This is a genomic window from Trichocoleus sp. FACHB-591 (assembly GCF_014695845.1).
In the GTDB taxonomy this organism is placed as follows: Bacteria; Cyanobacteriota; Cyanobacteriia; order FACHB-46; family FACHB-46; genus Trichocoleus.
Genome location: NZ_JACJPA010000049.1, coordinates 14744 through 39799, shown reverse-complemented (window position 1 = coordinate 39799; position 25056 = coordinate 14744). Strand labels below are relative to the sequence as shown.

The following is a 25056-nucleotide window of genomic DNA, read 5'->3' as shown; positions in this document are numbered from 1 at the left end:
GCAAAGCTTGCAGGCTTTGACGTTGGTAGGGAGTCGGCATCCCATCGAGCAAGTGATAGATTAGTTCTTGGGCGTGGGCAAGAATGTCCATTGTTCTTGCGGTCTATTAGTTTTACGCCCTTTCTGCCACCTTTTAAGCCTTGGTGCAAGATCTGAGCTATCCCACTATTATTTGATGCACTACTGATAGGTCCTCAAAGCATTTCAACTAAGAGATTTCTTTAAATGTAGAATTAATTCTTTAAGGGATAACAACACTTGACGGGCAATGCCTTGAACCTGATCATTACATCTAAATCACTACGATAATTTCCCAGTCTTGCTGAACTCTCGCTTGATAGAACAAAGGATATCATTATAACGAATTAGTCTATCCCCATGCTTTAGAGCCTGCAGACAACAGTACTGTACAACATTTATGATGTCAGCTCCTGATAGTTCATATTGATCTGCTAGCTCGATAAGATCAATTGTGTCTTCCAAGGCTACCTGCTGCGGAAATGATCGTTGCCACAACAGTAATCGTGCTTTGGCATCCGGCATAGGAAAGTAAATAACAGACTGAAATCGACGCATAAAAGCATCATCAATGTTACTTTTTAGATTAGAAGCAAGAATGACAAGCCCATCATAGACTTCAATCCGCTGTAGTAAGTAGCTGACTTCTTGGTTCGCGTACTTATCGTGAGCATCTCGAACATTTGTCCGCTTACCAAATAAGGCATCTGCTTCATCAAAAAACAGTATCCATTCTTTACTTTCGGCTTTGGCAAACAAACTGGCTAAATTCTTTTCTGTTTCCCCAATAAACTTTGAAACCACCATTGAAATATCAACTTTGTAGACCTCTTTCTTGGTGTATTTTCCGAGGAGACTGGCTGTTAGCGTTTTACCAGTACCGGGGAGCCCATAAAAGAGTGCTCGATAGCCTGGTTTTAGCTTACGATGCATCCCCCATTTATGCAGTAGCGTTGGACTGTGGACAATCCAGGTTTCGAGGTCATGGATCTGCTGCAACGTTTGTGCATTCAATACCAAATCCTCCCATTCCACTTCTGTAGTGATGCGCTGTGCCGGAAACTGGGTTGTGAGTTGGGGAGACAGCATTTGTCCATAAATGAATAAATTGACGTAGTCCTGGGCTAGGACTAAATGACCACTTGTTAAGGGTTCTCCCTCTGCTGGAGTGTGGAGGTAGAGGACGTGTTTTTGCCCAAAAACACGATGAGTTGGACTGAACAATTTCTGAAAACAGAGGCGATCGCTTAAATCTTCCCCGCTCAGGATGAATAGCACTGTGTCTCCTGTGGGCAGAAATCCTCGATGGGAAGAACCACGCCATCCACCGATTTGTGGGTAATCACCTGCTTCGGGTAGCTGCGCTGTGATCACCTGATCAAAAAAGTTAGGCTGTAAATGAGGAGCCAGGGCAATGAACAGAGTTAATTGCTCAAAAATATCAAGTTGATGGGTCTCGATAAAACGGAACAGGGTTGATTCTGACGCCAACCAAGTAGTTGGTGGTTGCGGTAAGGATTCATCTGAGGAAGATGTGGTTGAAAAACAGGATGTTAGTCGCCACTGAATAACCTGTGCTAAATATTGAAGGGCATTCTGAAGAGCTTGAACAACAACCATGTTGAATTCATTTTAGAGATCTACCGTTTAAGACGTACTGTCCTACAGGCAATTGCAATTGTAAATTTTCTGGAAAATTATTTTGAAATATAACAGTCCTAGATAATTGATGCGATAGGTTGCCATATAGGTGTTGAGCCAGAAGCGATTACCATTCTCTACTTAATAAATCATCCTAAAAGTTCACAAATATGAGAACCCCTCTTAACCATTCATACATAAGGCACCCAGATTTCAAAATTTTTGTTCGGAATTTATTTAACATTCGCTTGGGTGATATCTATTGATAATTTTCTGGGAAAGAGTTAAGCTCTCTACCCATAGGGGGATGAAATGGATAAAAACCAATAAATCTATCTTCTGGGGAACAACCTAGCTCTATGATTTTTGATGCATTGAAGCTGATTCAAATTGCGTTGCAAAGCTACATCCGAGACGTGGAGCAGCCAGTAGATCTGAACCAAGATATTGTCATCTTGGATAATATTTCAATGGCAGAAGAGCTGGGAGGTGCACGCAGTGGTTTAAATGAACGTGTTGTTATGAGTCTTATAAATATACAGGAGGAGGCCACACTGAAAAATGCCGCCCATTATCGTACTGAGAATGGTCGTATAATCTATCACAATCCTCCAGTCAGCCTCAATTTATTTATTCTTTTCTCTATTCTTCATACTGACCAATACGACACAGCATTGAAGCGATTAGCTAGGGTAATTGAGTTTTTTCAGTGGAAGAAGGAGCTTTCATTCACTACAATTCCTAGTGCATCTGGTGTTTCCAGAGATGTTCGGGTAGTACCTGATCTTTATAGTCTTACTTTTGATCAAATGAATCAGTTGTGGGGTGTATTGGGAGGGAAGCAAGTTCCATTTGTGATGTATCGTGCTCGCCTTGTCACCCTAGATGCTCAAAAAACTCAGGCTGAGGGTGAATCTATTACGGAGCAGGTCTATCGATAACTCGATCAGTTGTTTAGGTACGTCTAGTCATGAAACTCGCATTCAAGCCCATTTTCAGGCTGGAAATTTGGCATGATTACTACCTCAATTCGGTCAAGGAAGTAGATGCGTTACCTATCGGATTTGATGTCGCGGAGGCGATCGCACTTATCCCTACACAGGAATGCCAGAGTGTGCTGCGAAATTTGCGCTGGCTCATTCGTGCCCAGCCGTATGGCGCGATTGTGTTAGCTCAAATTGATACTCGTGATCAACCATCTCTCCGCGATGATGTTGAACTAGAATCAGTTGTGCCCATTGATACTGAGCTGCGGTTAGCGTTCTGGCTGGTTGTGCGTGACCGTAACTTTGCCAATTACACGAACTTACCCCTGGATACCCCCAGCAATCACATTTACTACTTCTCGAATCGATCTGGCAATCACGTGGGCGATCGCTTGTTTCTGACCCGCCCACTACCATCCTATGAGGAAGGAGCAACATACTCCTTGGGGCAGCTTGTGTCCTACCAGAATGGAACAGAACTCATGACACTGGAAGCCATTCGACATCAGTCTACTACCAGTGAAAGTCCGCAGTTAATCAATAGTGCAAGATTGGATAACGGTAACGGTCCTGCTGTCAATCATGCTTCTCCTGCTTCCACATTAGGAGAATGGATGTCACTGCCCTATAGCCAGTACGTCTCAGTCAGCGATGTTATACTCCGTCAAGGCTGGTTGTACAAAACCATCCTGCCACAAGCAACACCTGGTACTGACTTGCAATTTTCGTTGGTTAACCTGAATGGGCGTGAAACCGTTGCACCAGCTGTTCAGGTACCCAAGCATCATCCAGCGAGTACACCCCTACCCGTCAACTTGAATTTTACCGGACAACAGCCTGGTTATTACCAACTCCAACTCGATGGGAATCGCCTGGATGAGTTTGTGCTGTTTGACCCTATGGCAGGACGAGATGCCTTGGCACTGATCGAGATTTCCCTCTCACCCCGCGTTGTCCTGCCTGCCTTCCAATTGCTGGAGGAGCGAAAGGATAGTCTTCACCTCCGCCCAAAAACCTACCGCATTCACTTCAAAAATCGGGCAACCCGCTGGCGTTATCGCTGCAATCGCCCCCACAAATTTACAGCTGACCAACTCCCCCCCTACTTGCAGATCATTGATGCCCAAACCTATGCCACCAAACACCCCATTGGACTCTGTCACCAACCCAGATGTTTCCTCAGGGACGGTAATGAAAAACCGTTGCCCGCTCCCGACGTATCCATGATCAAACCTCTGATTGAATCGACTCCCGATGGCAGTCGAACGGTCACAGCCATCTTCTCCGACACCTATCTATAACCTAATAAGGCACACCTATGGCCAGCACTTACAAAACCCCCGGTGTATACATTGAGGAAATTTCCAAGTTTCCCCCTTCGATTGCTGAAGTCGAAACTGCCATTCCTGCCTTTATCGGCTATACGAAACAGGCTGTCATCGGAGGCATAGACTATCATGCCGATCCCAATAGTTCACCTGTTCCTGTTCGAATTACATCTTTACTGGAATACGAACAATTCTTTTGTTCCATAATTAGCGATGGAAAAGGAAATAAGGCTCTTTCTTGTGCTGAGAACGAAACGGGTATTACTGTTGATGCAACCAAGCCTGAGGTGCCTGCGAAAATTATTAATCCTTCACCTCACAACATGTACTATTCCCTGCAAGGCTATTTCGCTAATGGAGGTGGGCCTTGCTACATCGTGTCCGTAGGTAAGACAAGCTCTCCTGCAGACGTCAATCCGGAGGAATTAAAAGCTGGTTTAGATGCCATTGAGAAAGAAGATGAAGTTACCCTGATTGTGTTTCCAGAGAGCCTATCCCTCAAAACGGCTCAGTTTCAATCTCTATATGATGCGGCATTAGCGCAGTGTGCTAAGCTACAAGATCGCTTTGTCGTGCTGGACGCTGATCTTGAAACTGAACGTAGCATATTCGAGGCTGCAACAACCTTCCGGAGCAGTGGGATTGGTATTAATAACCTGAAATACGGTGCAGCTTACGGTCCTCGCCTTGCTAGTGTTTTTAGTTATGCCTATAACGAAGAAAACGTAACAGTCACTTTACCAGCTCTAAAAAACGAGAATGGGAAAAATGTCATAGATCCAAGCGGACAGCCAACTGACAAGAAAATGAAGGAGATTAATCCAAAAGAAACTCCTGACACTCAATATGGTGAGTTCTATCCCCTAGTGAAAGGCGCCGTTACTAATCTCCCGGTTGTATTGCCTGCAGCTCCACTGGTGGTTGGAGTCTATGCATCTGTGGATAGCACTCGCGGTGTTTGGAAAGCCCCAGCCAACGTTAGCCTGATTTCCGTTATTGGTCCGACGATTAAAATCAGCAGTGAGGAGCAGGAAAACCTCAACCTGGATACATCAGGAAAATCGATCAACGCCATTCGAGCATTCACGGGCAAAGGGACGTTGATCTGGGGGGCACGTACGCTGGCGGGTAATGACAATGAGTGGCGCTATATTCCGGTGCGGCGCTTTTTCAACATGGCAGAGGAATCGATTAAGAAGGCATCTGAACAGTTTGTCTTTGAACCCAACGATGCCAACACCTGGACAAAGGTGAAGGCAATGATTGAGAACTTTTTGATTCTGCAATGGCGAGCAGGAGCGTTAGCTGGAGCCAAGCCTGATCAGGCTTTTTACGTCAAAATTGGGCTGAACGAAACGATGACAGCTCTAGATATTTTGGAAGGACGGATGATTGTTGAAATTGGCATGGCGGTTGTGCGTCCTGCAGAATTCATTATTCTCAAGTTCTCCCACAAGATGCAAGAGAGCTAACTAGAGGCGATCCCCTTACACTATGTCCCTACATGGGGATGGATGGTTGACTTATTCATGATTAGACCAACTCTTTGTAGGGCCAAGATTGCTAAAACTTTTCAATTAGATTCACTGACTCAATTCACTAACAATTCATTAACCACTTCAATTAAACTCTTCAAACGTTATGGCTGACACGTATCCTTTACCTAAGTTTCACTTCCAAGTTGATTGGGGCGGTAAACGCCTAGGATTTACGGAAGTCTCTGGATTAGACATTGAGACAGAAGTGATCGAATACCGCGAAGGCGATATGAAGGAATACCAGTCTCTCAAAATGCCTGGACGGCAAAAGTTCGGTAACATCACCATGAAACGAGGTACATTCAAGGGCGATAGCGATTTTGTCTCATGGTGGAACACGGTTGCCCTCAACACCATCACCCGGCGCGATGTCACCATCAGCTTACTCAATGAGAAACATGAACCTGTTGTGGTGTGGAAGATTAAAGCAGCATGGCCTACCAAAGTACAATCAACTGACCTAAAGAGTGATGGTAACGAAACGGCGATCGAAACGATTGAGATTGCCCACGAAGGGCTAATGGTCGAGTACAAGTAATACCAACGTTCGGCTCAGGTTGGGACAAACCAATTTCATCTTGAGCTAGATTCAGATTTTGCAACAACTTAAGTTATGCGTACCTATCCTCCAGTCAGTTTCTTCTTTGACGTGAAGCTTTTGGGGCGAAACTTAGACAAGATTGAGGCAGAAACCCGGTTTCAGAGCGTTTCAGGCTTGACGGTCGAGCTTCAAACGGAGTCTTTGGTTGAAGGCGGAGAGAATCGGTTTGAACATATTCTGCCCATCCATGCGAAATATACTCCCCTAACTTTGAAGCGTGGACTAGTCAAGGATTCTCAATTGGTGAAATGGTGTTCCGATGCCATTCTTAACTTTGATATTCAACCGATGGATTTGTTAGTGAATCTGTTACATGTCAAACGAACTGATAGTTCTAAGCCACCCGATCAGGTTGAACCCTTGATGAGCTGGAAAGTCATCAATGCCTGGCCCCGCAAGTGGTCAGTTTCAGATTTTGATGCCGAAAAATCATCCGTGGCGATCGAATCTTTGGAATTGAACTACCACTATTTTGAAACAATGAAGTAGGCAAAACAATGCCCCTGGAAATTAGAGAACTGGTGATTCGGACGATTGTGTCTAGCGATTCCGCTCTTAATCGTGAGGATAGGGGGGAGGGAAACGGAAGCTTGAGTGAGGTAGATCAAGCTGTGATCATTGCCACCTGTATTGATCAGGTGTTGTCTATTTTGCAAGCTCGAGCAGAGCGTTAACACTGTATTTTGAGGCTGCCATGACCGGTGAACTAACTAAAGTTGAGATCCGTGCCTTTAAAGATAAGAACTACAAGCAACACTTAGGCACGTTTGAGTTACCCATCAATCCGGTCAAGTTCTCTCAAGCGTTTAAAGTTTCCTACGAGAGACAGCAAGCAGTTGGAGCTGCGGGCACCGATCCAGATTTCAAGGTTACAAAACCAGAAGAATTGTCACTCGAATTCACCTTGGATGGTACAGGCGTGGTTCCCGTGAAAGGAGCTGCGAACACCTTCCACAAAGACGTAGCTAAACAAGTAGAAGCATTTCTGAAGCTAGCTTATGTGATGAATAGTGATACCCACAAACCTAACTTCTTACGACTGCTGTGGGGGAATGGATCTTTTGGCAAATTGAAGAGTTGTTTTAATTGTGTCCTAATCAATCTCACCATCGACTACACGTTGTTCGCACCGGATGGTAAACCGCTCCGTGCCAAACTGAATGCAAAGTTTCTCGAATATATCGAAGAGGAACTACGAATAAAAGAGGAGGGAAAAAAATCTCCCGATGTGACCCATGTCCGCACGGTTCGAGCCGGTGAGAATTTGCCATTGATAACCCAGCGTATTTATGGCGACCAGTCTTACTATCTACAGGTTGCCAAAGCAAATGGTTTGATCAATTTCCGAGGATTGAAGACCAATACTAATTTACGATTCCCCCCCATCGATAAAACCACATTATAAATTGCTTTACCCCTTTGCCCTATGACCAGTCGTATTATTCCTCAGAATTCAGTCTATGATGTTGCGACATTTACTTTACTTTCCGATGGTAAAGATATCACAAATCGGTACGCAGTGTTGTCGCTGTCGGTCAATCGGGAGGTAAATCGCATCCCCTCTGCCCGAATCATATTGAGGGATGGATCAGCAGCAGATGAAACCTTTGCCGCCAGTGATAGCGACGATCTCATTCCTGGTAAGGAATTGGAAATCGCGCTGGGTTACGATGGCAACGATCAAACTGTATTTCGGGGAGTTGTAATTAAACACGGTTTAAAGTTAGCTCCGAATGGGGATTCTATGCTGACTGTGGACTGTAAGGATCGGGCTGTCGGTTTAACGATTAGCCGTCGAAGTCGCCACTTCAAAGATGTGAAAGATAGTGAGGCGATCGCCACCATTATCAAAGACCACAGCGGCATTTCCCCGAAACTGGAAGCAACCCGTGTAAAGCACCAAGAAATTGTGCAGTATTACTCAACCGACTGGGACTTTATCCTGTCTAGGGCAGAAATGAATGGGCAAGTTGTCCTCGTTAAAGACGGGATCATTCAAGTGCAAACCCCAACGACCAGTGGCTCACCCCTGATTACGCTCACCTACGGTGCGAACATCCTAGAAATTGAAACGGAAATGGATGCCCGCTACCAATACCAGGCAGTCAACGCGAAATCCTGGAGCTGTGCTGACCAGACATTACTGGAAGTCAATGGCAAAGAACCCACGGTGAACTCTCAGGGAAACCTGTCTGGTAAAAAACTAGCACAGGTCACGAGGGTGAAAGAGCTAGAACTTCGGCATGGGGGATTTGTCAATATCCAGGAATTGCAGGAGTGGGCTGATGCCCAGATGCTAAAGAGCCGATTAAGTAAGATTCAGGGACGGATTAAAACGAAAGGATATCGGGCTGCAAAACCTGATGCATTGATCGAGCTCGCAGGCATGGGAAGCCGTTTCAACGGACTGGCGTATGTATCGGGTGTGCGCCACGAGTTAGTGGGAGGAGCCTGGCAGACGCATCTGCAAGTTGGACTCAATCCCCAATGGTTCTATCGGGAGGAGGGCATCGTTGAAAGCCCTGCATCGGGATTATTGCCAGGGGTAAGCGGGCTGCAAATTGGCGTTGCAGTGCAGCTTCAGGACGACCCAACCAAGGAATTCCGGGTTTTGGTCAAGTCACCCATTATTAATGACAAGGCGGACACTAGCATTTGGGCCAGAGTCGCCACGCTGGATGCAGGCAATAATCGAGGGACATTTTTTCGCCCGGAAATTGGGGACGAAGTGCTGTTGGGTTTCATCAATGATGATCCGCGTCATCCCGTCATTTTGGGGATGCTCAACAGCAGCAAAAACCCAGCCCCTTTGCAGCCCATTGACCCGAACCATGAAAAGGGGTTTATCACCCGTTCTGGGATGAAAGTTCTCTTTGACGATGAGAACAAGGTCATGACGCTGGAAACGCCAGGAGGAAACAAGGTGGTGATATCAGATAAAGAGAAGGGGATTACCCTGACCGATCAACACACCAATACAGTGACACTAGACGATAAAGGTATCAGTTTGAAAAGTCCCAAGGATATTGTGCTAGAAGCCACGGGGAAACTCACGCTCAAAGCAGTTCAGGATGCCAGCCTGGAAGGAATGAATGTCAAAGTAAATGCTCAGAGTCAGTTCAAAGCGCAGGGAAATGCTGGGGCGGAAGTCTCAACCAGTGCGATCGCGGTGCTAAAAGGTTCCCTTGTCCAAATCAATTAGCTCTCTTGACTGTTCTCTAAGTCGGTAGAAACTCATGGGGAAACCTGCTGCTCGAATTAACGATATGCACACCTGCCCGATGCAAACACCGGGGACACCGCCAATTCCCCATGTTGGTGGCCCCATTATCGGACCTGGGATACCCACGGTCTTGATTAAGGGCATGCCTGCTGCTGTCTTTGGCGATAGCTGCACCTGCGTGGGACCACCCGACAGTATTGTCCTGGGCTCCACCACGGTGACGATTGGTGGCAAACCTGCCGCCCGCTTGGGGGATACAACTGCTCACGGCGGTTCCATTGTGCTGGGGGAATTCACTGTTCTGATTGGAGGTTAAGAGGATGTTGAGATGATTGATGACAACAACGCCTATTTAGGAACTGGTTGGAGTTTCCCACCCAATTTTAATAAAGCGGCTCGTCAGGTTGATCTGGTAAGTGCCATAGACGATATTCGCGAAAGCCTCATTATCTTGCTCTCGACCAGTATCGGAGAACGGGTCATGCAACCGACCTATGGCTGTAACTTGTCCGATCTGATGTTTGAACCCCTGAACCCCACCGTCAGCAGTCATATCAAAGAGTTAATCCGAACAGCCATCCTCTACAACGAACCCCGCATCCGTCTTGATGCTTTGCAGTTGTATCTAAATGAGCAATTGGAGGGAGTCGTCAATATTCTGGTTGAGTTTACAGTGCTCAGTACTAACTCGCGGTTCAGTTTGGTTTATCCCTTTTACCTTCAGGAAGGCGCAGGCTTGACATGAATACTCGCGAGTCAAAAAATCCACTGATCCGAGATGGGATAGCTCAGCAGCAACGCCAGATGGCAGCTCTATCCCCGGATTTTGTTCAGGTCGATGAAACAGATTTGGCGGATTTTTTGGTCTTTGCCTATGAACTGAGCCAGCGGGTTATCTATTACGATGAGCAAGATCAGATGTATGGCAGCTGGCGTGCCTTTTTTGAGCGCAGCACGCCTGTTCGACTGGCGCTGATTAATAAAACACGCCCAGAAATCGTTCAGAATCAGTATAACCAGGCGCTTAAAGGGTTTTTAGCCCAGTGGGCGATCGCACCTACCGCTGCCCTGCTTGCCGCTGAACCACGACTCGACTCCGTAGAGAAGATTTTAGACATTTACGCTGAAATCTTGTGTACCTTACATAGCTGGAATGAGGGGCTGACAGACGGAACATCCCTGAAAGCAGTTTTGCATACCAATGTCTCGACCAACCTGCTCCAACCGGCTAGACGCATTGCTCAGATCGAGAAGGGGCTATTCATTCAGCATCCCTCTAGCCAAAAAAACACGCTCGATCGGTATAAGAACTACTACACAAAATTTGCCCAGTCATTTGACATAGAGGTGTTGAGTCAAGCACCCAGTTACCACCCTCCCCAGTCGGATGATCTCCCATCTTTTCAGGATTTACGCCAGCTTGTGACCAATCGCGAACAAGCGCAAGCTGAACTCAACAGCATTTTTCAACCGTTATATCAAACCTATTCGCGCGTCATTCAGCTGGCTTCAGACGCCTTGCCTCAAAGCCTGACCGTTGACCAAAGTCTCTCACCTCACCTGGCACTCTACGTTGCATTCTGGCATGTGTTGAAACCCGCCCGAATGGATTTGAATCGAATGACGCAGCGCCACCTCGATTTCTTTTACCGTGAGGTGCTGCGTCTTTCAGAACGACCTGCCCAACCTGATAAAACTCACGTCATTCTGGAACTCGCAAAATTCCAGCCCACCTATAAGCTAGATTCCCAAACTCGTTTCACCGCCGGAACCGATGCAACAGGAGTTGATCTGTTCTATACCCTGAATGATGAGATTGTGGTGAGCACGGCACAGGTAGTGGAGCTTAAAGGGCTCTTCCGGCACAGCCAACCTCAGCAAGGGGCATCGAAGGATAGCTCAAAGGACAGTTCAGACCAGGAGATTTTAGGGCTACATGCCTCTCCGGTGGCAAACTCTTTTGATGGCAAGGGCGGAAAGTTTCCCAGTGATCAGACGATCCAGGCGTGGTTCCCCTTTGGTAATGAAAACCGTCCAGCAGTTGAGGTTGGTCTCGCGATCGCATCCAATATTCTCCTGCTCCAAGAGGGCGATCGCACCATCACTTTCATAATCACGCTGAACTTCCCATCCAAGCCAGATCAATCAGCTATTAGGGAGCAACTGATCAAAGAACTTCGCGTGGAATTCAGCGGGACAACAGGGTGGATTGATGGCGCGATCGCTCCCGGAAGTGTGAAGCTCGATGCCAAATCCGATACAGCATACACACTGACGATTCAGGTTCACCTACCTGTGGGTACTGCGCCTGTAGTGCCTTACCACCCTGACCTCCCTGGTGGAAAATTAGCCACAAACCGCCCCGCTGCTCGGCTGATATTGCACCATCACGATGATGCTGATGATCAGCACACTCAACCCCCTGAGTCATCTATTCTGGAGCCGGCCTTATCGGCTTATCACTATTTGTGTCAGGCAACCTTGGGAAAAATTGACATTACCGTCAGTGTCGATGGCGTTCGCACCCTACTTCTCCAAAATGATTTCACCACTCTGGATGCCACCAAACCATTTCTGCCGTTTGGGATTCAACCGAAAGTAGGCACAAGCTTTTATATTGGCAGCCAGGAAGTATTTCAAAAATGTCTGACGCAACTTAAATTAGCGTTTGATCTGGAAACAGACCCTCCCTACGAAAGAGACACGATTAACTGGAGCAAAATTTACGCTGCCTATGGCGTCACCTATGAAGTCACAGACGGCATTGCAGGCAATTCAATTGACACAGGTAATTCTATTAAATCATTTAATCCAGGCTGTCTTACGATTCATGCTCTACGGGAAAGGCAGTGGCATCCTACTACATCAGCAGAATACAATCTGTTCACCCAGAATCAGCCAGGAACTAGCAGCCCAAAATACAGCATTGATTTAAAAGAACCAAACTTATCAGCTCTACAGCTCGATCGCCCTGTGAAAGATCCATTGGAGGGAGCTGAGTTGGAGCCGTGGAGTTATCAGAGCCAGTATGGTTTTCTACGATTTCAACTCACAGGTGATGACTTCCTCCATACTGACTATCCCACCGTTTTAGCTCGCCAGGTTTTAGCAACAGCCACCCAGGAGACTCTGTCAGGAGACAAGCGGCGATCTGTAATAGGAGCTTACTATGAGAAGGAAACAACAAAAGAAATCTTTAAAGCAGAAACGTATAATCAAGCAGGAGTGAATGATGCGCCGATCCTTCCGGGAGAACCCTACACTCCGGTGATTAAGTCCTTGCAGATTGACTATACAGCAACTGCCACCCATGAAGACTGTCAGCTTTTTCATCTCTATCCCTTTGACGGGTTTGCGTCCCTAACACTGCAACCGTCGTCCGCTGAGTCCATCCGTTTCCTGCCTCAGTTTGACCATGAGGGGGAATTGCTGATCGGGCTACAGAATTTGGAGCCATCCACTTCCCTATCGCTGTTGTTTGAAGTAGTCGAAGAAACTGCCAACACAGATCTAGAAAGGGCAGTTGTGACGTGGCACTACCTCATAGACAACACCTGGAAAAAGTTTGATGCGTATCTAATTCTCAAAGACACCTCCAACGGGCTTATTCGCTCTGGCATTGTCAAACTGGCGATCGCAGCCGATATCAGCAACGCCAGCACCACTATCTTGAATCCGGCGTTGCATTGGATTAAAGCCAGCGTTGAAAGCAGGAGTCAAGCAATTTGCCAGATGCTCAGCATTCAAGCTCAGGCAGCCGAAATCACCTTCGTAGATGAGGGAAACGACCCCAATCATCTGTCCAAGCCCTTACCTGCCGAAAGCCTCACCAAATTGGCAAATCCCCAACCGGAGATCAATCAAGTCCGTCAACCCTTTCCGTCCTTTGGCGGCAAAGTGAAGGAGCAACCCGCTCAATTCTACACGCGAGTCAGCGAACACCTGCACCACAAAGGCAGAGCCGTCACCATCTTTGACTACGAGCGTTTGGTGCTCGATCGCTTCCCAGAAATTTACAAAGTGCGGTGTATTAACCACGGGCAGATGACGACCCCAGAAGACTACCGGGAAATTGCCCCTGGACACATTACCCTGGCGGTCATTCCCACCCTGTCGCAGCGGCGTAGTATCAACGACCTGAAGCCCAAGGTCAATATCAATTTGCTCGCTGAGATTAAGCAGTACCTCAAGGCGCTTAGTTCACCCTGGGCCAATATTCATGTGATCAATCCTCATTACGAGGAAATCAGTGTTGCCTTTAAGGTTCAATTCAAGGCCCCATTCCAGAGCGATTTTTCTTTTTATCAGCGGCAACTAGAATCTGACATCATTGGCTTTCTGTCTCCCTGGACGCTGGACGGTGGAACGGAGGTTCACTTTGGCGGCGAAATCTATCTCTCATCCATTCTTAACTTTGTAGAGGAGCGTCCCTATGTGAGTTATGTGGTGGACTTTCAACTCTATCAGCGACAACAAGACCAGAAAAAATCAGCTCTTAAGGCAACAGACCAGAAAAAATCAGTTCTTAAGGCAACTGTCAGCACTCCTCAATCCATTCTGGTTTCAGTGCCACCCTTTGCCAGGGAACCATTCAGGCATGTGATTGAGGATATACCCGAATCAACATCGAAACCCAATACGAATGAGAAAGAGAATAAATTAGGTTATAGCCCTCGAATCAAATTACAAGGTTAGCTAGAACAAAAATATTGAAATAAGTAGAGGAGCATTTGGATATCTGCTGAACACCCCATTGATATCTAAACGATAAACCATTCAAAAACTATATAGATACTGCATGAATAGTCAGGTGAGAATACCATGAACTTAAGCGATCGTAAAAGCCTTAAAACTCGGTTTCAAAATGATAAATATTTATCAGCATCCGATTTTGAAATCTTAATCAATTCAATGTTGAATAAGTTTGAAGATAAGTTTCACGGCAAATGGGAAAAAGGGAAAACTTATTGTACAGGTGATGTAGTGTTCTACTTTCAGGAGAAGAAAGGAGATAACAAAACAATCATCGAAAGCTGTAATTTTTGGATGATGTGGGCCGATCGGTGTATCTGTGGTGATAAGCCCCCACCGGAAAGACCAGAGCACTGGATGCCGTTCCCTGATGACGGAGATTGGGTGGCGTTACCCGAAAAAGGAGTGATGTGGGCTAAGGTTTTCGACCGGGTAGGAATCGGTATTGGCAGCGAACCGGGCGATCGCAGTGATGAGAGAAATTACCCTCAAGCCCGTCTCGATGTCCGCAAAATCGGTCATCCGGCGAATGAAGCGACTCCCCCTCCACAGTCACCCGACAAGGATTCTAAGGACTCTTCCGCAACAGCAACGGTTTCACCTGCGCCACCTTCCTCAACTGGGAAAGGGGAAGGGAGGTGGTTGCTGTTTCCTCAGGGAGCAACCCAGACCCAGACAACCCTGCTGCACTACGATGGTGAGATTAAAAAGAACGATGACAGCCAGGAGTATAGGAGTGGTACTATCCCTCAACCGCCGCTGTATCAGTCTGAGCGATTCAGCTATTTCACCACAGGGCTATCTCTGACGGAAGTGTCCTTGTGTGGTAATGCTGCTAACGGCTTTGTCTTCCGTCAGGGTAAGCAGGAATTGCAGGAAACTAATGCGTTCAACCTTGACCCCACGACAGGAACGGTGATGATGGTCGTGCAGCCTCGCTTTATTAAAAAAGAGGCTTCCCCCAATCTGGCTTGTCTGGGGCTAAATGTTGATCAACCTGCGGCGGTACTAGACATTACCGATGTCGATCGGGGGCACCTGTACTTCCTGCCAGATGACGCCGCTGCCCCCACCTTGCGCCTCTTGCGCCCCAACACTGAGGAACAACAGATTTTTGCATCGCTGCGCGTAGAACTGCAAGAAACCGTGCTGGAGAGCAATACGAAGCAGGGGTTTGAGTTCTATCAGAGAGCAGACACTACCGAGGAACCCCCACTCAGCAGTGACCTGCTAATGAAATTGCGGCTAAGTTCCAGCCTGCATCGTCCTCAAATTGGCATTGGCACTGCCAACCCCATTGCCCGCCTCGACATTCACAGTCAGAAAGAGCAAGCGCAGGTGCAGTTATTGCCAGAGCAGGAAGGAAATGCGGTGCCTGCGATCGCCCTGCTGCAACATCGAGCCGCTCAGTCGTCGCTCGTTTTGGCCACTGCACTGGGCGATCGGGTTTCAGGTTGGATTAGTAATGCTGAGCATGGATTTGTTTTCCAAACTCCTCTTACTCCTTTAGAAAGTGAGGCTGAAACTGCTCCGCGAGATGCAACTCTTTTGCAAACCCTCCTGCCTCCAGGAAAAACTCATCTGGCAATTCAACCCAACGGCTACATTGGCATTGGCACTGAAACACCTTTAACTCGCCTCGAAATCACCAGTTGCAAGGGGTTTGGGACATTTTTATTCAGTCCAGATCAGTCACCCCACTCGATACCGCAAACCTATCCAGCGATGGTGATTCGCAATCGAGAGCCTGAGCAAAACTTGACGCTGGGAACAGGGGCAACCCATGCCATTTTGTTTACAGATACCCCAAGTGGTTTTCAGTTCAAAGCCCCCCTTCCAAAAGCCAAAGAACCGCCTAATCCCTTCGACATTAATGCTGGACGAGTTCTAATCAATATTTCCCCAGAGGGCAATGGACGGGTAGGGATTGGTTGTGTGCCCCGAGATTATGAAATTGATGTTCAGGGCATTGTGCAAACAATGGCGGTTTATCAAGACACCAATGCAGACCAGATCCACAACGTGAAACCACTCAACTCTGCATTGTCTAGACTGCAACATCTGCGCCCCATTACCTTTGAGTGGAACCAGGATGCAGAAATTTCACCTTCAGATGCTGCCAACCTGCCAAAGTCAGAGCCGTCAGATTCAGAGTCATCAAAGCCAGGGTCAGAGTCAACTAAAAATCCGGAGGACAGTTATCAGAGCAGCCATCAACAGATCGGGTTGCTTGCCCATGAGGTGGAACGCCTTTTTCCTGAGGTCGTTAGAACTGCCAATGACGGGACTCAATCCGTTGCTTATACCAATCTGGTGCCTGTGTTAATTCAATCCATCCAAGAGCTTGACCGTCAACATCAACTTGAACTTCGGCGGCTCCAAGACTTTACTCGACTCTTGGCAAATCGCATTGCTTTGCTAGTGATTCTTCTAGTCGGTAGCTGGGCGATCGCGCTTCTGAATTACTTGTTCTTCTAGCCACTCTCCCCTTTAGTTGCTCCTTGTAATCCGCTTATGTCTGTGCCAGAATACCCCAGCATTTCCAAACAAAACCCAGTATTTCCGGAGTATCTCGATTTTGAGAAGCTGCGAGCGATCGGCATTGCACATTTGCAGCAAATGTCGGGGAAATTGTGGACAGACTATAACCTGCATGATCCTGGCGTAACGATTTTAGAAGTCCTGTGTTACGCCGTTACAGAGTTGGGCTATCGCAATAACCTGGACATCCAGGACTTACTGGCAAAAGCTCCAGCTCAGGTTTCACAAGAAGAAGATAACTTCTTTACTCCAGATCAAATTCTGACCTGCAATCCGGTTACAGAGCTAGATTTGCGGAAGTGCCTGCTCAACATCAAGGGAGTTCGCAACGCCTGGATCAAACCCTATGAGAACTACCATCTGGTGTTTTCACCGCAAAAGCAGTGGGAGGTTCGGTTGGAACCACCACCCCAAGGGACTGACGGGGAGAAACCGCAAGCCTTACCGGAGGCTGAAGGAGCCCAGAACTCTCAGAGTGGGCCCTGGTTGCAGGGACTCTATACCGTTCTCCTTGACCTAGAGCCCCCTATCTATTTTGATGCCTGCGGTCAACCTTATCAACCCTTGAGCGGTATTTTAAACGAGGTGAAGGCTGCTCTAAACCGTTATCGCAATCTCTGTGAAGACTTCCATGAACTCATTGTTCTGGGGGAGGAAGCCATTGCCTTGCGGGGTGAAATTGAACTGGACAGCAGCATCGATGCCAATGATGTGTTGGTGGAAATATTCATTCAAGTCCAGGGGTTTTTGGCTCCCTCCATTCAGTTCCATAGCCTGCAAGAGCTACTCGATCGCGGCAAAAATCCAGCCGAGATCTTTGCTGGACGGCCCGCAGCGATCGCCCACCACGATGCCCACGATGCCCGCCAAAACACAGAAAACCACGGGTTCATTGATACCGAAGAACTGGAAGATCTCACGCTGCCCACCCAAATTCATACCTCTGACCTGTATCGGATTATCCTGGACGTTCCCGGTGTTAAGGCAGTTAAAAAACTCAGCATTCAGAGCTACATCAATGGTTTAGCACAATCACCGGAACAATCCTGGTCACTCAATCTGGCTGTCAACTTCCGCCCTGTCCTGGAGCTTGAACAGTATAATCTAGCATTGCTGAAAGGGGGACTGCCCGCACCCATTGATCAGGAAAAAGTGAAACGACACTATCAGCAGAAGAAGTTCGCTTCGTTGAAAGCTTACCGTAACGAATCCGATCTCGATCTGTCCATTCCTCATGGCACCCATTACCCTGATCTCGCCACACACTATTCCATCCATCACGACTTTCCACTCACCTACGGCATCAGCGAAGACGGTTTACCTGAGACAGCCTCATCGCTTCGCAAAGCACAAGCCAAACAGTTAAAGGGATATCTGGTCTTTTTTGACCAGATGCTTGCCAATTATCTAAAGCAACTGTCTCATGTCCGAGATCTATTTTCCTGGAAGGAACAGATTTCCTGGAAGGGACAGAACGATGGGAATCGCACTTCCTTTACCCAGGTGTTGGACTTTCCAGGGGCAGAGAAGATTTTGGCTTTAGCAGAGCTTCCCAACGATGAAACCAGCGCAGAGTCTTTTAAATTACCGGAAGACTGGGATGAACAAACCAGGCAACCGTTTCTCGCGTTTCTAGAGGAGAAGATCGAAGACGAAAACACGGCTTTAGAACGACGGAATCGTTTTCTCGATCATATATTGGCGCGGTTTGCAGAATCCTTCACAGACTATGTGTTACTGAATTATCGGCTGAACGGTGGGCTCTCGAATGCCGACTCTATAACCCGCGTTATTCAGGACAAAGCTAAATTTTTGCAAGACTATCCGCAATTGAGCCGCGATCGCTTTCGAGCTGCCAACGTTTCCTGTCAGAATACGCAGCACAGGTGCTACACTTCTGGGCTGGAGCAGCGCATTGCCCGATTGCTGGGAATCAAGACAGGCTCTACGGAACAAACGCTGGTTCGATATAATGTGGCTTATCAACCTGGACACTTCAGGATTTGTCTGGGATGGGATGGGAGAAGAGACAGGGACAGCGATCGCCCCCTGCTGGTTCGACAAACCTACCCCACCCTGGAAGCAGCTCAAAACGCCCTGACGCAGATTTTGGAGTGTATCCGCAACTCCTCCCGCTTCCAACGATTGATTTACCGCAGTGCTTATTATGGGTGGGAAGTCATCGATAATGACTGCACCAGTCTTGCACTCTACGACCACTCCTATCCAACAGATATAGCCCGGAATGCAGCCCTGACTCCACTGGTACAACAGATCAGACAAGTCATGTTTGACCAGCTACGAGATAGGCTATCCCCGGATTTGCGGTCAAATGAATCAATATCAGCTTATCTCCAGGCTCTTCAGTCAAAGCTTCTGATAAATCTGGACGCAACGCCTCAAAACACACTCCTGGTGTATCGCTTTCTTGAACCCGGCGACTCAACCTCCCTTGAACTCGAAGCACTGCCAATGCTTCCGTCAGAGGACATTGAGAAGGTTTGGACCAGCGCGATCCGCCCCCTGCTGGACGATATCATCGAATTAAACGGAACTGCGCAGGATATTGGCTTTCTCCTTAAACTCTCACCCATCGGCCCTCAATTTCGCAGTGCCCAGCGCTATAAATACCGCGATGCGGCCCAGGATGCGGCAGTCAAAACCCTGGGGCAAATTCTATTCAAGTCGTTTTACCATCCGATTAGTATCGCTCTGAATGATGTCGAGCCAACAGTTTTAATTGATGGAAAGCTAACCACCTATGGATTTGCTGTTGTCGATGATCAAGTAGCCATCCTGGCGGATATGGATAGTGCTCTTGGCTTTGGCAGTGCTAGAGAGCGAGATGAGAAGATTGAAGACCTGCAAGACACCACCAGTCTCAACATTGCGATTCAGCAAGTCGCGCCTAGCTATATTGGGGAGCTTAGATTAGATAATGGAAAAACGCTGCCGCTCCAGGAAATTCATCGGTTTACCGCTGAACTTGCTGGCTTGTTTTGTTTTGGTGAAACAGGTCAGACAATAGATAGCGATTCTCCATCTGAAACCACGACCTGGCATCTGGCTGGTGTAGAGTGGGACGCTTTGCAAGCCTCTATTCAGGATCATTTAATGCGGAGCGATCGCGTCATTAACTTGGAAATTGTTCAGGTTAATGTTGGCAACGAACAGGGTAAGAGAACCAGCGGTTATCGCTTTTGCTGCGTCCCATCCCATCCTTCCAAGGCACAGCCCTGGCAGTTTAATAGTTTGGCTCTATATCCCACTGCTCGTGAGGCTAGAGCCTGGGGAAATCGAGCATTAGAACGGCTGCGATCGGCCAAATTCCCTCTGTCTGAGGAGAAACCCGTGCGGCCCCTGCAACGGCAATGGGGGGAAGAAGTACGATTTACCCTGATTATCCTTGACGCGGAGCCAGCCCAGTGGGCAGAGGACAATGCCTGGGAACACGGCAGTATGCTGATCAGGCTCGTAGAAAGCGATGACAGCATCCGCCTGATTGATCCACAGGAACCGTTCAACTCCACCCCTCAGGGAACACAAACAGGTGACCACACCTTTGCCCTTTCTGGCATGGACCAGCGTTCAACCCTGGCGAGATATCCCACCGTCTTCAAAAGTGCTAGCGAGCGATCGCAAGCCATTCAGGTATTGAGAGATTCAATCAACGGCGAAGGGCTGTATGCGATCGAACATATTCTGCTGCGTCCACGCCAAACCGACATGTTCCAAACTTACAATGGTTTGTCGATGCTCCCGATACCCATGATGCCTAGGCGAGGTGATGAGCAGGAAACCACTGCTGCATTCCCCCTACCCTTAGATCCTTATTCCTTCTGGGTTAGTGTCATCCTTCCAGCATGGCCACGGCGTTTTCAAGATCGGAGTTTTCGGCAGTTTGTAGAAAGTACATTAAGAGCAGAAGCCCCCGCCCATGTCGCCCTTAAAATTGCGTGGGTGAGTTTGCGCTCAATGCAGCGGTTTGAACAAGCCTATCGCGCCTGGATAAATCAACTGTCCCTGATGAACTGTGAGGATCAAGACTGTGGACAGGCTCAGGCTCGTAATGATCTGCTACAAGTTTTGTCTGAGCTTCAAAGTGTGTATCCGGTTGCAACGCTGGATGGACCTGCAACCCCTGGCTTGATCCAAAATCCGATCATCTTAAATCAAACTCCTTTAGGCAGCATGTATGAGTAGGACTATGAATAATCCCATTACCAATGACAAAAGCTATCCAATCTTCATACCCAATCAGGTTCTGGATAGTGAAGATTTGAATGCAATTGTGGATTATTGGGATAATCAATCTCATCTGACTCAAAGTCAACTCATTGGTCAGGGTATTGCTCAGGGAATGATTGTTTCTGTTAGTAAGGCTAAGCCTGCCACTGATACAAAAACGACAATTTCTATTTCTGCAGGGGTTGGCATTGCCACGGACGGACAGCTTATTGTTCTAGACAAAACCATCCCGCTAACATACTACAAAGCTGATGACCTACAGGAGCAGAAGCCAATTGAACTCTTTGCGTCTGAGAAAGATAGGAGTGACAATTTCAAACTAATAGACCAGTTTGATACAAATATGGCCGAAATCCTGAAAAAATCTGTTTTAGCCGTGATTTGGGCCTATGAAGACATTGATCGTACGTCCCCACTCCTCAGCTATACCGAGATGGGCAAAGACCGACAGTTCTATCCGCGATTCTTTCTATTGCCCAATGGAGATATTGAAATATCTACCAGCCCGTCTACGATCGCCACTTCTGGGCTGACGGCTCCGGTACTTTGCCGATTTGGATATCAAAAGAAAGATAATAATGATATTGTTCGGCTTCCTGCCATTGCAACTAAAGATAATTTTAGTGCCAATTATTTAGCCTGCTGTAAAGACGCGATCGCTACCCTGGACACGTCACTTCAAGCAATAGTCAACCGGATTAGAATAATTCCCGCACTCTCTGATCAGGTCAGTTCTCGAGATCTGGACATACCGAAACTGAGAAGTGAACTTGAGCAGAAATCAGACACACTAAATGCTCAAACAGGCATTCAATATTTCTATGATTATCTGAACCAGATTGCTGCTGCTCATCGAGAACTGATTGATGCAATATCAGAGCTAACGGGCGATCGCCCATCCTCTCCCGAGATCAAGTCCAATACACCGTCTGCTACTAGTATTGCGGGGCGACCCCATCTCCTGTTAGGACAAATCAATCTAGATCAGGGGCAACTTCAGGGCTTGTCTACCTCTGACCTCTACCGTCAGCACTTTGTTCAGCGGCAGCTCGAAGATATAGCAACCCAACCTCAGATCAATCGCATCCGGTATCTGTTCTCCCGCTTATTGTACCTGTCTGATGCTAATAATTTTCAGGTGCCATCTAGCCAAGATAACGCCATTAAGATTATCCCCAGTGGCGATCGCTCCCGCCCTCTCAGTCAGCAAGCCATTCCCTATTATCTAAAGTACGATAATTTATCATCCTACTGGAACTACGATGCCTCGCTCAACGGTACAGCTCAAAACCAACCCGCCTACTTTTCTAAGACCAACCATCTCATTTCATCATTAGATGCATACGGGCTTTATCGGATTGAGGGGCATGTGGGGCGATCGTGCCGCGATGCCCTGGCCCAGATTGACACCATCCAGCAGAACTATAACCTGGCGTTTGATGTCCTTTGTCTGAAACTCGATGGTTCTGCAATAACTGCGGAGAACACGAAGCAGGAACACCTCTTCTATCACTTCGCCCAGTCCTACCCCGGACTAGAACATCTGGGGGGCGTTCCCAAAGGTGCCACCTTCATCCTGGTGTATGTTGAGCAGGAAAACAGCGATGTCATCTTGGCTGATTTTTCCCTGCCTTACCCTATAGAACCGCGCACCCTGGAACTTCTAGCACCGCCATCGCTCACCCTATCCATTGCCAAAACCACCTTGACTGAGGAAGATGACCCGGTAGAAATCACGCTGCTTCCGAGCTATGGGATTGTTATGGGTGAGGGGGTTGTCCAGGAAGAGGGAAAATTCTATTTCCAGCCCAGCCAACTGAAAGGCAAGATCAAAGATAGACAGCAGGAGATTGTCATCACTGGGAGGTGGGGCAACCATACTAGAACACAGACAATTACTGTAAATGCTCTTACCTTAACCATTGACGATGGCAAAACTATCTTTACTGAAGATGATGACAAAGTTGAAATCGCGCTTTTCCCAGAAGACGGAACTGTAGAGGGTGTCAGGGGGGTGCAGAAGGAAGGAAGTCAATACTATTTCTACCCCAGCCAACTCAAAGGGAAGATAGGAGATAAGCAGGAAAAGATCGACATTGTAGGGAAGTGGGGCAACCATACTAGAACACAGACCATCACTGTAAATGCTCTAATCCTATCCATTGAAAAACCAGATTCCACTGATGAAAAGCCCACTTTTACCGAAGAAGATGAGGAATCTGAGATCACCCTTTTCCCAGAAGACGGAATTATAGAGGGAGAGGGTGTTGTAGAGCGATCGGGTAAATTCTATTTCCAGCCCACCCAACTAAAAGGGAAGATAAAAAATAACCAAAAGACAATTAAAATTATTGGGAACTGGGACAAGCGCAATAGGGAAATAGAAGTTACTGTCAATGCTTTTACTCTGTCTATTGGCGATGGCAGAAGTACCTTTACGGAAGAGGATGAACAAGCCGAAATCATACTTTTTCCGAAAGGTGGAAGTGTTCAGGGTAGAGGGGTTGAAAAGCAGGGAGATCAATATTATTTCATACCCAAAAAACTGAAGGGTAATATCAATCGGTGGGCTGATATTGTCATCACTGGAACCTGGGACGGCTACAGTAGGACACAAACCATTACGGTGAATGCTCTGTACCTATCCATTGCAAAGACTACCTTTATTGAAGATGAAGACAAAACTGAAATCACACTTTCCCCAGAAGACGGAACTGTAGAAGGTGAAGGGGTTAGAAAGGAAGGGGATAAATTCTACTTTGTTCCCAGTCAACTCACGCACCCGATCAACAAGCGGATTACCATTCCCATCATCGGCAGATGGGGTGACCACACTAGAACCCAAATCATTACGGTGTATGCGCTGAAGCTCTCAATTGAAAAAACTAGCTTTATTGCAGCTGATGCCAGAGCTGAGATTACACTTTTCCCAGACTATGGCATTGTGGAGGGAGACGGGGTTCAAGAGCAGGCGGGCAAGTTTTATTTTCTACCCAGCCAACTCAGTCAGGCGATCGCTAAGCGGGTTGAAATTGAGATTACTGGCAAGTGGGACGACCAGTTTAGAACTCAGACTGTTACGGTAATTGCCCAGCGGCTGGCAGAGTTCAGGCTGAATGACGTTGTGAGTGGCCCAGATGCGCAGGGAAATGAGGTTCGTGTGAAGTTAGACAGAGCAAGTCTACCCGTGCCTCTGATCCCAACCCATATCCAGGACGGGAACTTCCGAGCCTTCACAAGGTCGGGGTCACAGGAGGTTAACCTGGGCAACTTGTTCCAGCAAAATCCTTGGGCATTGGTTCCCCAGAATGTGGCAACAGATATTACAGAATTCATCGTTGAATACAAGCTGCAACCGGAGTGGGGAGAGCAGACTAGCTCTATCGTTGTATCGTTTCCCACCGCAACTTCTGCTCGGTCAGCTTCAAGCAACGAAATTGATATAAAATCCAGGTTAAAACCTGCTCCTCCCTCACCTGCTCCCAAATCTCCTGTATCCGAAGCTCCTCCTATATCCGAGGCTCCTGCATCTGAGGTTTCTCCTGTATCCGAGGCTTCACTTCTGGAATCCTCTTTACTTGAATCATCTCCACTAGATTCCCCTCGCCTGGATTCACCCATACCTGATTCATCTTTTCCGACAGAAACTCCGCCAGCAACTCTGTCTAAATCGCTTGCATCCGGTTCACCTCCCCCTCAATTACTTCCCCCCGAATCGCCTTCCCCCGATTTATCCTTCCCTAAACTCTCTCTCCTGGAATCGTCTTTGCCTGCTCCCCCCTTGACAGCGTTTCATCAACCCAGTGTTGCTCCCGCAAAACTGCTTCTGGGGGACTTATCACAACCCAATTGGTCTTCTTCGGAACCCTCCCTTAGCTCTAGTAATGGTGCTGCACAAAATGAAGCATCAAGGCTTCCTATCTCAGACAATGGAATGTCTGCTCCCTCCCCAGAACCCTTTTTACATAAATCTATTACGCCTAATTCCAGGAGTTCTGTTTCTCCTGCTAGTCCATCAGATGAAAACAGCTCCAAAACCGGATTGTGGCAAAAGATAGTCTACCTTTTAACCAGACCTATTGGATGAGATAACACCTAGCCCTAGCTCTGCAACAACACATGATTCATAGTCTTGTTACCTGAAACAGCTCTACCTGGTTCTTTCCTGACCCCCATGCTA

General features: G+C 47.4%; 15 protein-coding genes. 14 read left to right on the top strand and 1 reads right to left on the bottom strand.

Going from position 1 to position 25056, the window contains the following annotated elements; translation table 11 throughout:
• Positions 1-300: 300 nt before the first annotated feature.
• On the bottom strand, positions 301-1638 hold the full coding sequence (locus H6F90_RS10755) for an ATP-binding protein (RefSeq protein ID WP_190552479.1): 1338 nt from the start codon (positions 1636-1638) through the stop codon (positions 301-303).
• A 380-nt stretch (positions 1639-2018) separates the two neighbouring features.
• On the opposite strand from H6F90_RS10755, the gene H6F90_RS10750 reads away from it, so the two are divergent.
• From H6F90_RS10750 to H6F90_RS10685, 14 genes are all read left to right on the top strand, one after another.
• The gene (locus H6F90_RS10750) at positions 2019-2600 is read left to right on the top strand and encodes a DUF4255 domain-containing protein (RefSeq protein WP_190552478.1); all 582 of its coding nucleotides are present in this window, start codon (positions 2019-2021) and stop codon (positions 2598-2600) included.
• Between the two features lie 29 nt (positions 2601-2629).
• The gene (locus tag H6F90_RS10745) at positions 2630-3946 is read left to right on the top strand and encodes a hypothetical protein (protein WP_190552477.1); all 1317 of its coding nucleotides are present in this window, start codon (positions 2630-2632) and stop codon (positions 3944-3946) included.
• A gap of 17 nt (positions 3947-3963) precedes the next feature.
• Positions 3964-5445, top strand: a complete 1482-nt coding sequence (locus H6F90_RS10740) for a phage tail sheath family protein (RefSeq protein WP_190552476.1) — start codon at positions 3964-3966, stop codon at positions 5443-5445.
• 169 nt (positions 5446-5614) lie between these two features.
• Positions 5615-6049, top strand: coding sequence for a phage tail protein (locus H6F90_RS10735; RefSeq protein WP_190552475.1), 435 nt, complete (start codon positions 5615-5617; stop codon positions 6047-6049).
• Positions 6050-6124: 75 nt separating this feature from the next.
• Positions 6125-6601, top strand: a complete 477-nt coding sequence (locus tag H6F90_RS10730) for a phage tail protein (protein WP_190552474.1) — start codon at positions 6125-6127, stop codon at positions 6599-6601.
• 8 nt (positions 6602-6609) lie between these two features.
• Positions 6610-6786 (top strand): DUF5908 family protein, encoded by a 177-nt coding sequence (locus H6F90_RS10725; protein WP_190552473.1) that lies wholly within the window; start codon positions 6610-6612, stop codon positions 6784-6786.
• 20 nt (positions 6787-6806) lie between these two features.
• Positions 6807-7517, top strand: a complete 711-nt coding sequence (locus H6F90_RS10720; RefSeq protein ID WP_190552472.1) for a LysM peptidoglycan-binding domain-containing protein — start codon at positions 6807-6809, stop codon at positions 7515-7517.
• 21 nt (positions 7518-7538) lie between these two features.
• A complete protein-coding gene (gene vgrG / locus H6F90_RS10715; RefSeq protein WP_190552471.1) occupies positions 7539-9314 on the top strand; it encodes a type VI secretion system tip protein VgrG in 1776 nt (591 codons plus the stop codon).
• A 34-nt stretch (positions 9315-9348) separates the two neighbouring features.
• Entirely contained in the window at positions 9349-9651 is a 303-nt protein-coding gene (locus H6F90_RS10710; protein WP_190552470.1) for a PAAR domain-containing protein, read from the top strand.
• A gap of 12 nt (positions 9652-9663) precedes the next feature.
• Positions 9664-10080 carry a GPW/gp25 family protein gene (locus tag H6F90_RS10705; protein ID WP_190552469.1) on the top strand — a complete coding sequence of 139 codons (417 nt, stop codon included), beginning with the start codon at positions 9664-9666 and terminating at the stop codon, positions 10078-10080.
• The gene (locus H6F90_RS10700; protein WP_190552468.1) at positions 10077-14030 is read left to right on the top strand and encodes a hypothetical protein; all 3954 of its coding nucleotides are present in this window, start codon (positions 10077-10079) and stop codon (positions 14028-14030) included. Before H6F90_RS10705 ends, H6F90_RS10700 begins: the two co-directional genes overlap by 4 nt.
• A gap of 216 nt (positions 14031-14246) precedes the next feature.
• A complete protein-coding gene (locus H6F90_RS10695; RefSeq protein WP_190552467.1) occupies positions 14247-16565 on the top strand; it encodes a tail fiber domain-containing protein in 2319 nt (772 codons plus the stop codon).
• A 36-nt stretch (positions 16566-16601) separates the two neighbouring features.
• Positions 16602-20831 carry a hypothetical protein gene (locus H6F90_RS10690; RefSeq protein ID WP_190552466.1) on the top strand — a complete coding sequence of 1410 codons (4230 nt, stop codon included), beginning with the start codon at positions 16602-16604 and terminating at the stop codon, positions 20829-20831.
• Positions 20832-20835: 4 nt separating this feature from the next.
• Complete coding sequence (locus H6F90_RS10685) at positions 20836-24963, top strand: hypothetical protein (RefSeq protein WP_190552465.1); 4128 nt, start codon at positions 20836-20838, stop codon at positions 24961-24963.
• Positions 24964-25056 lie beyond the last annotated feature (93 nt).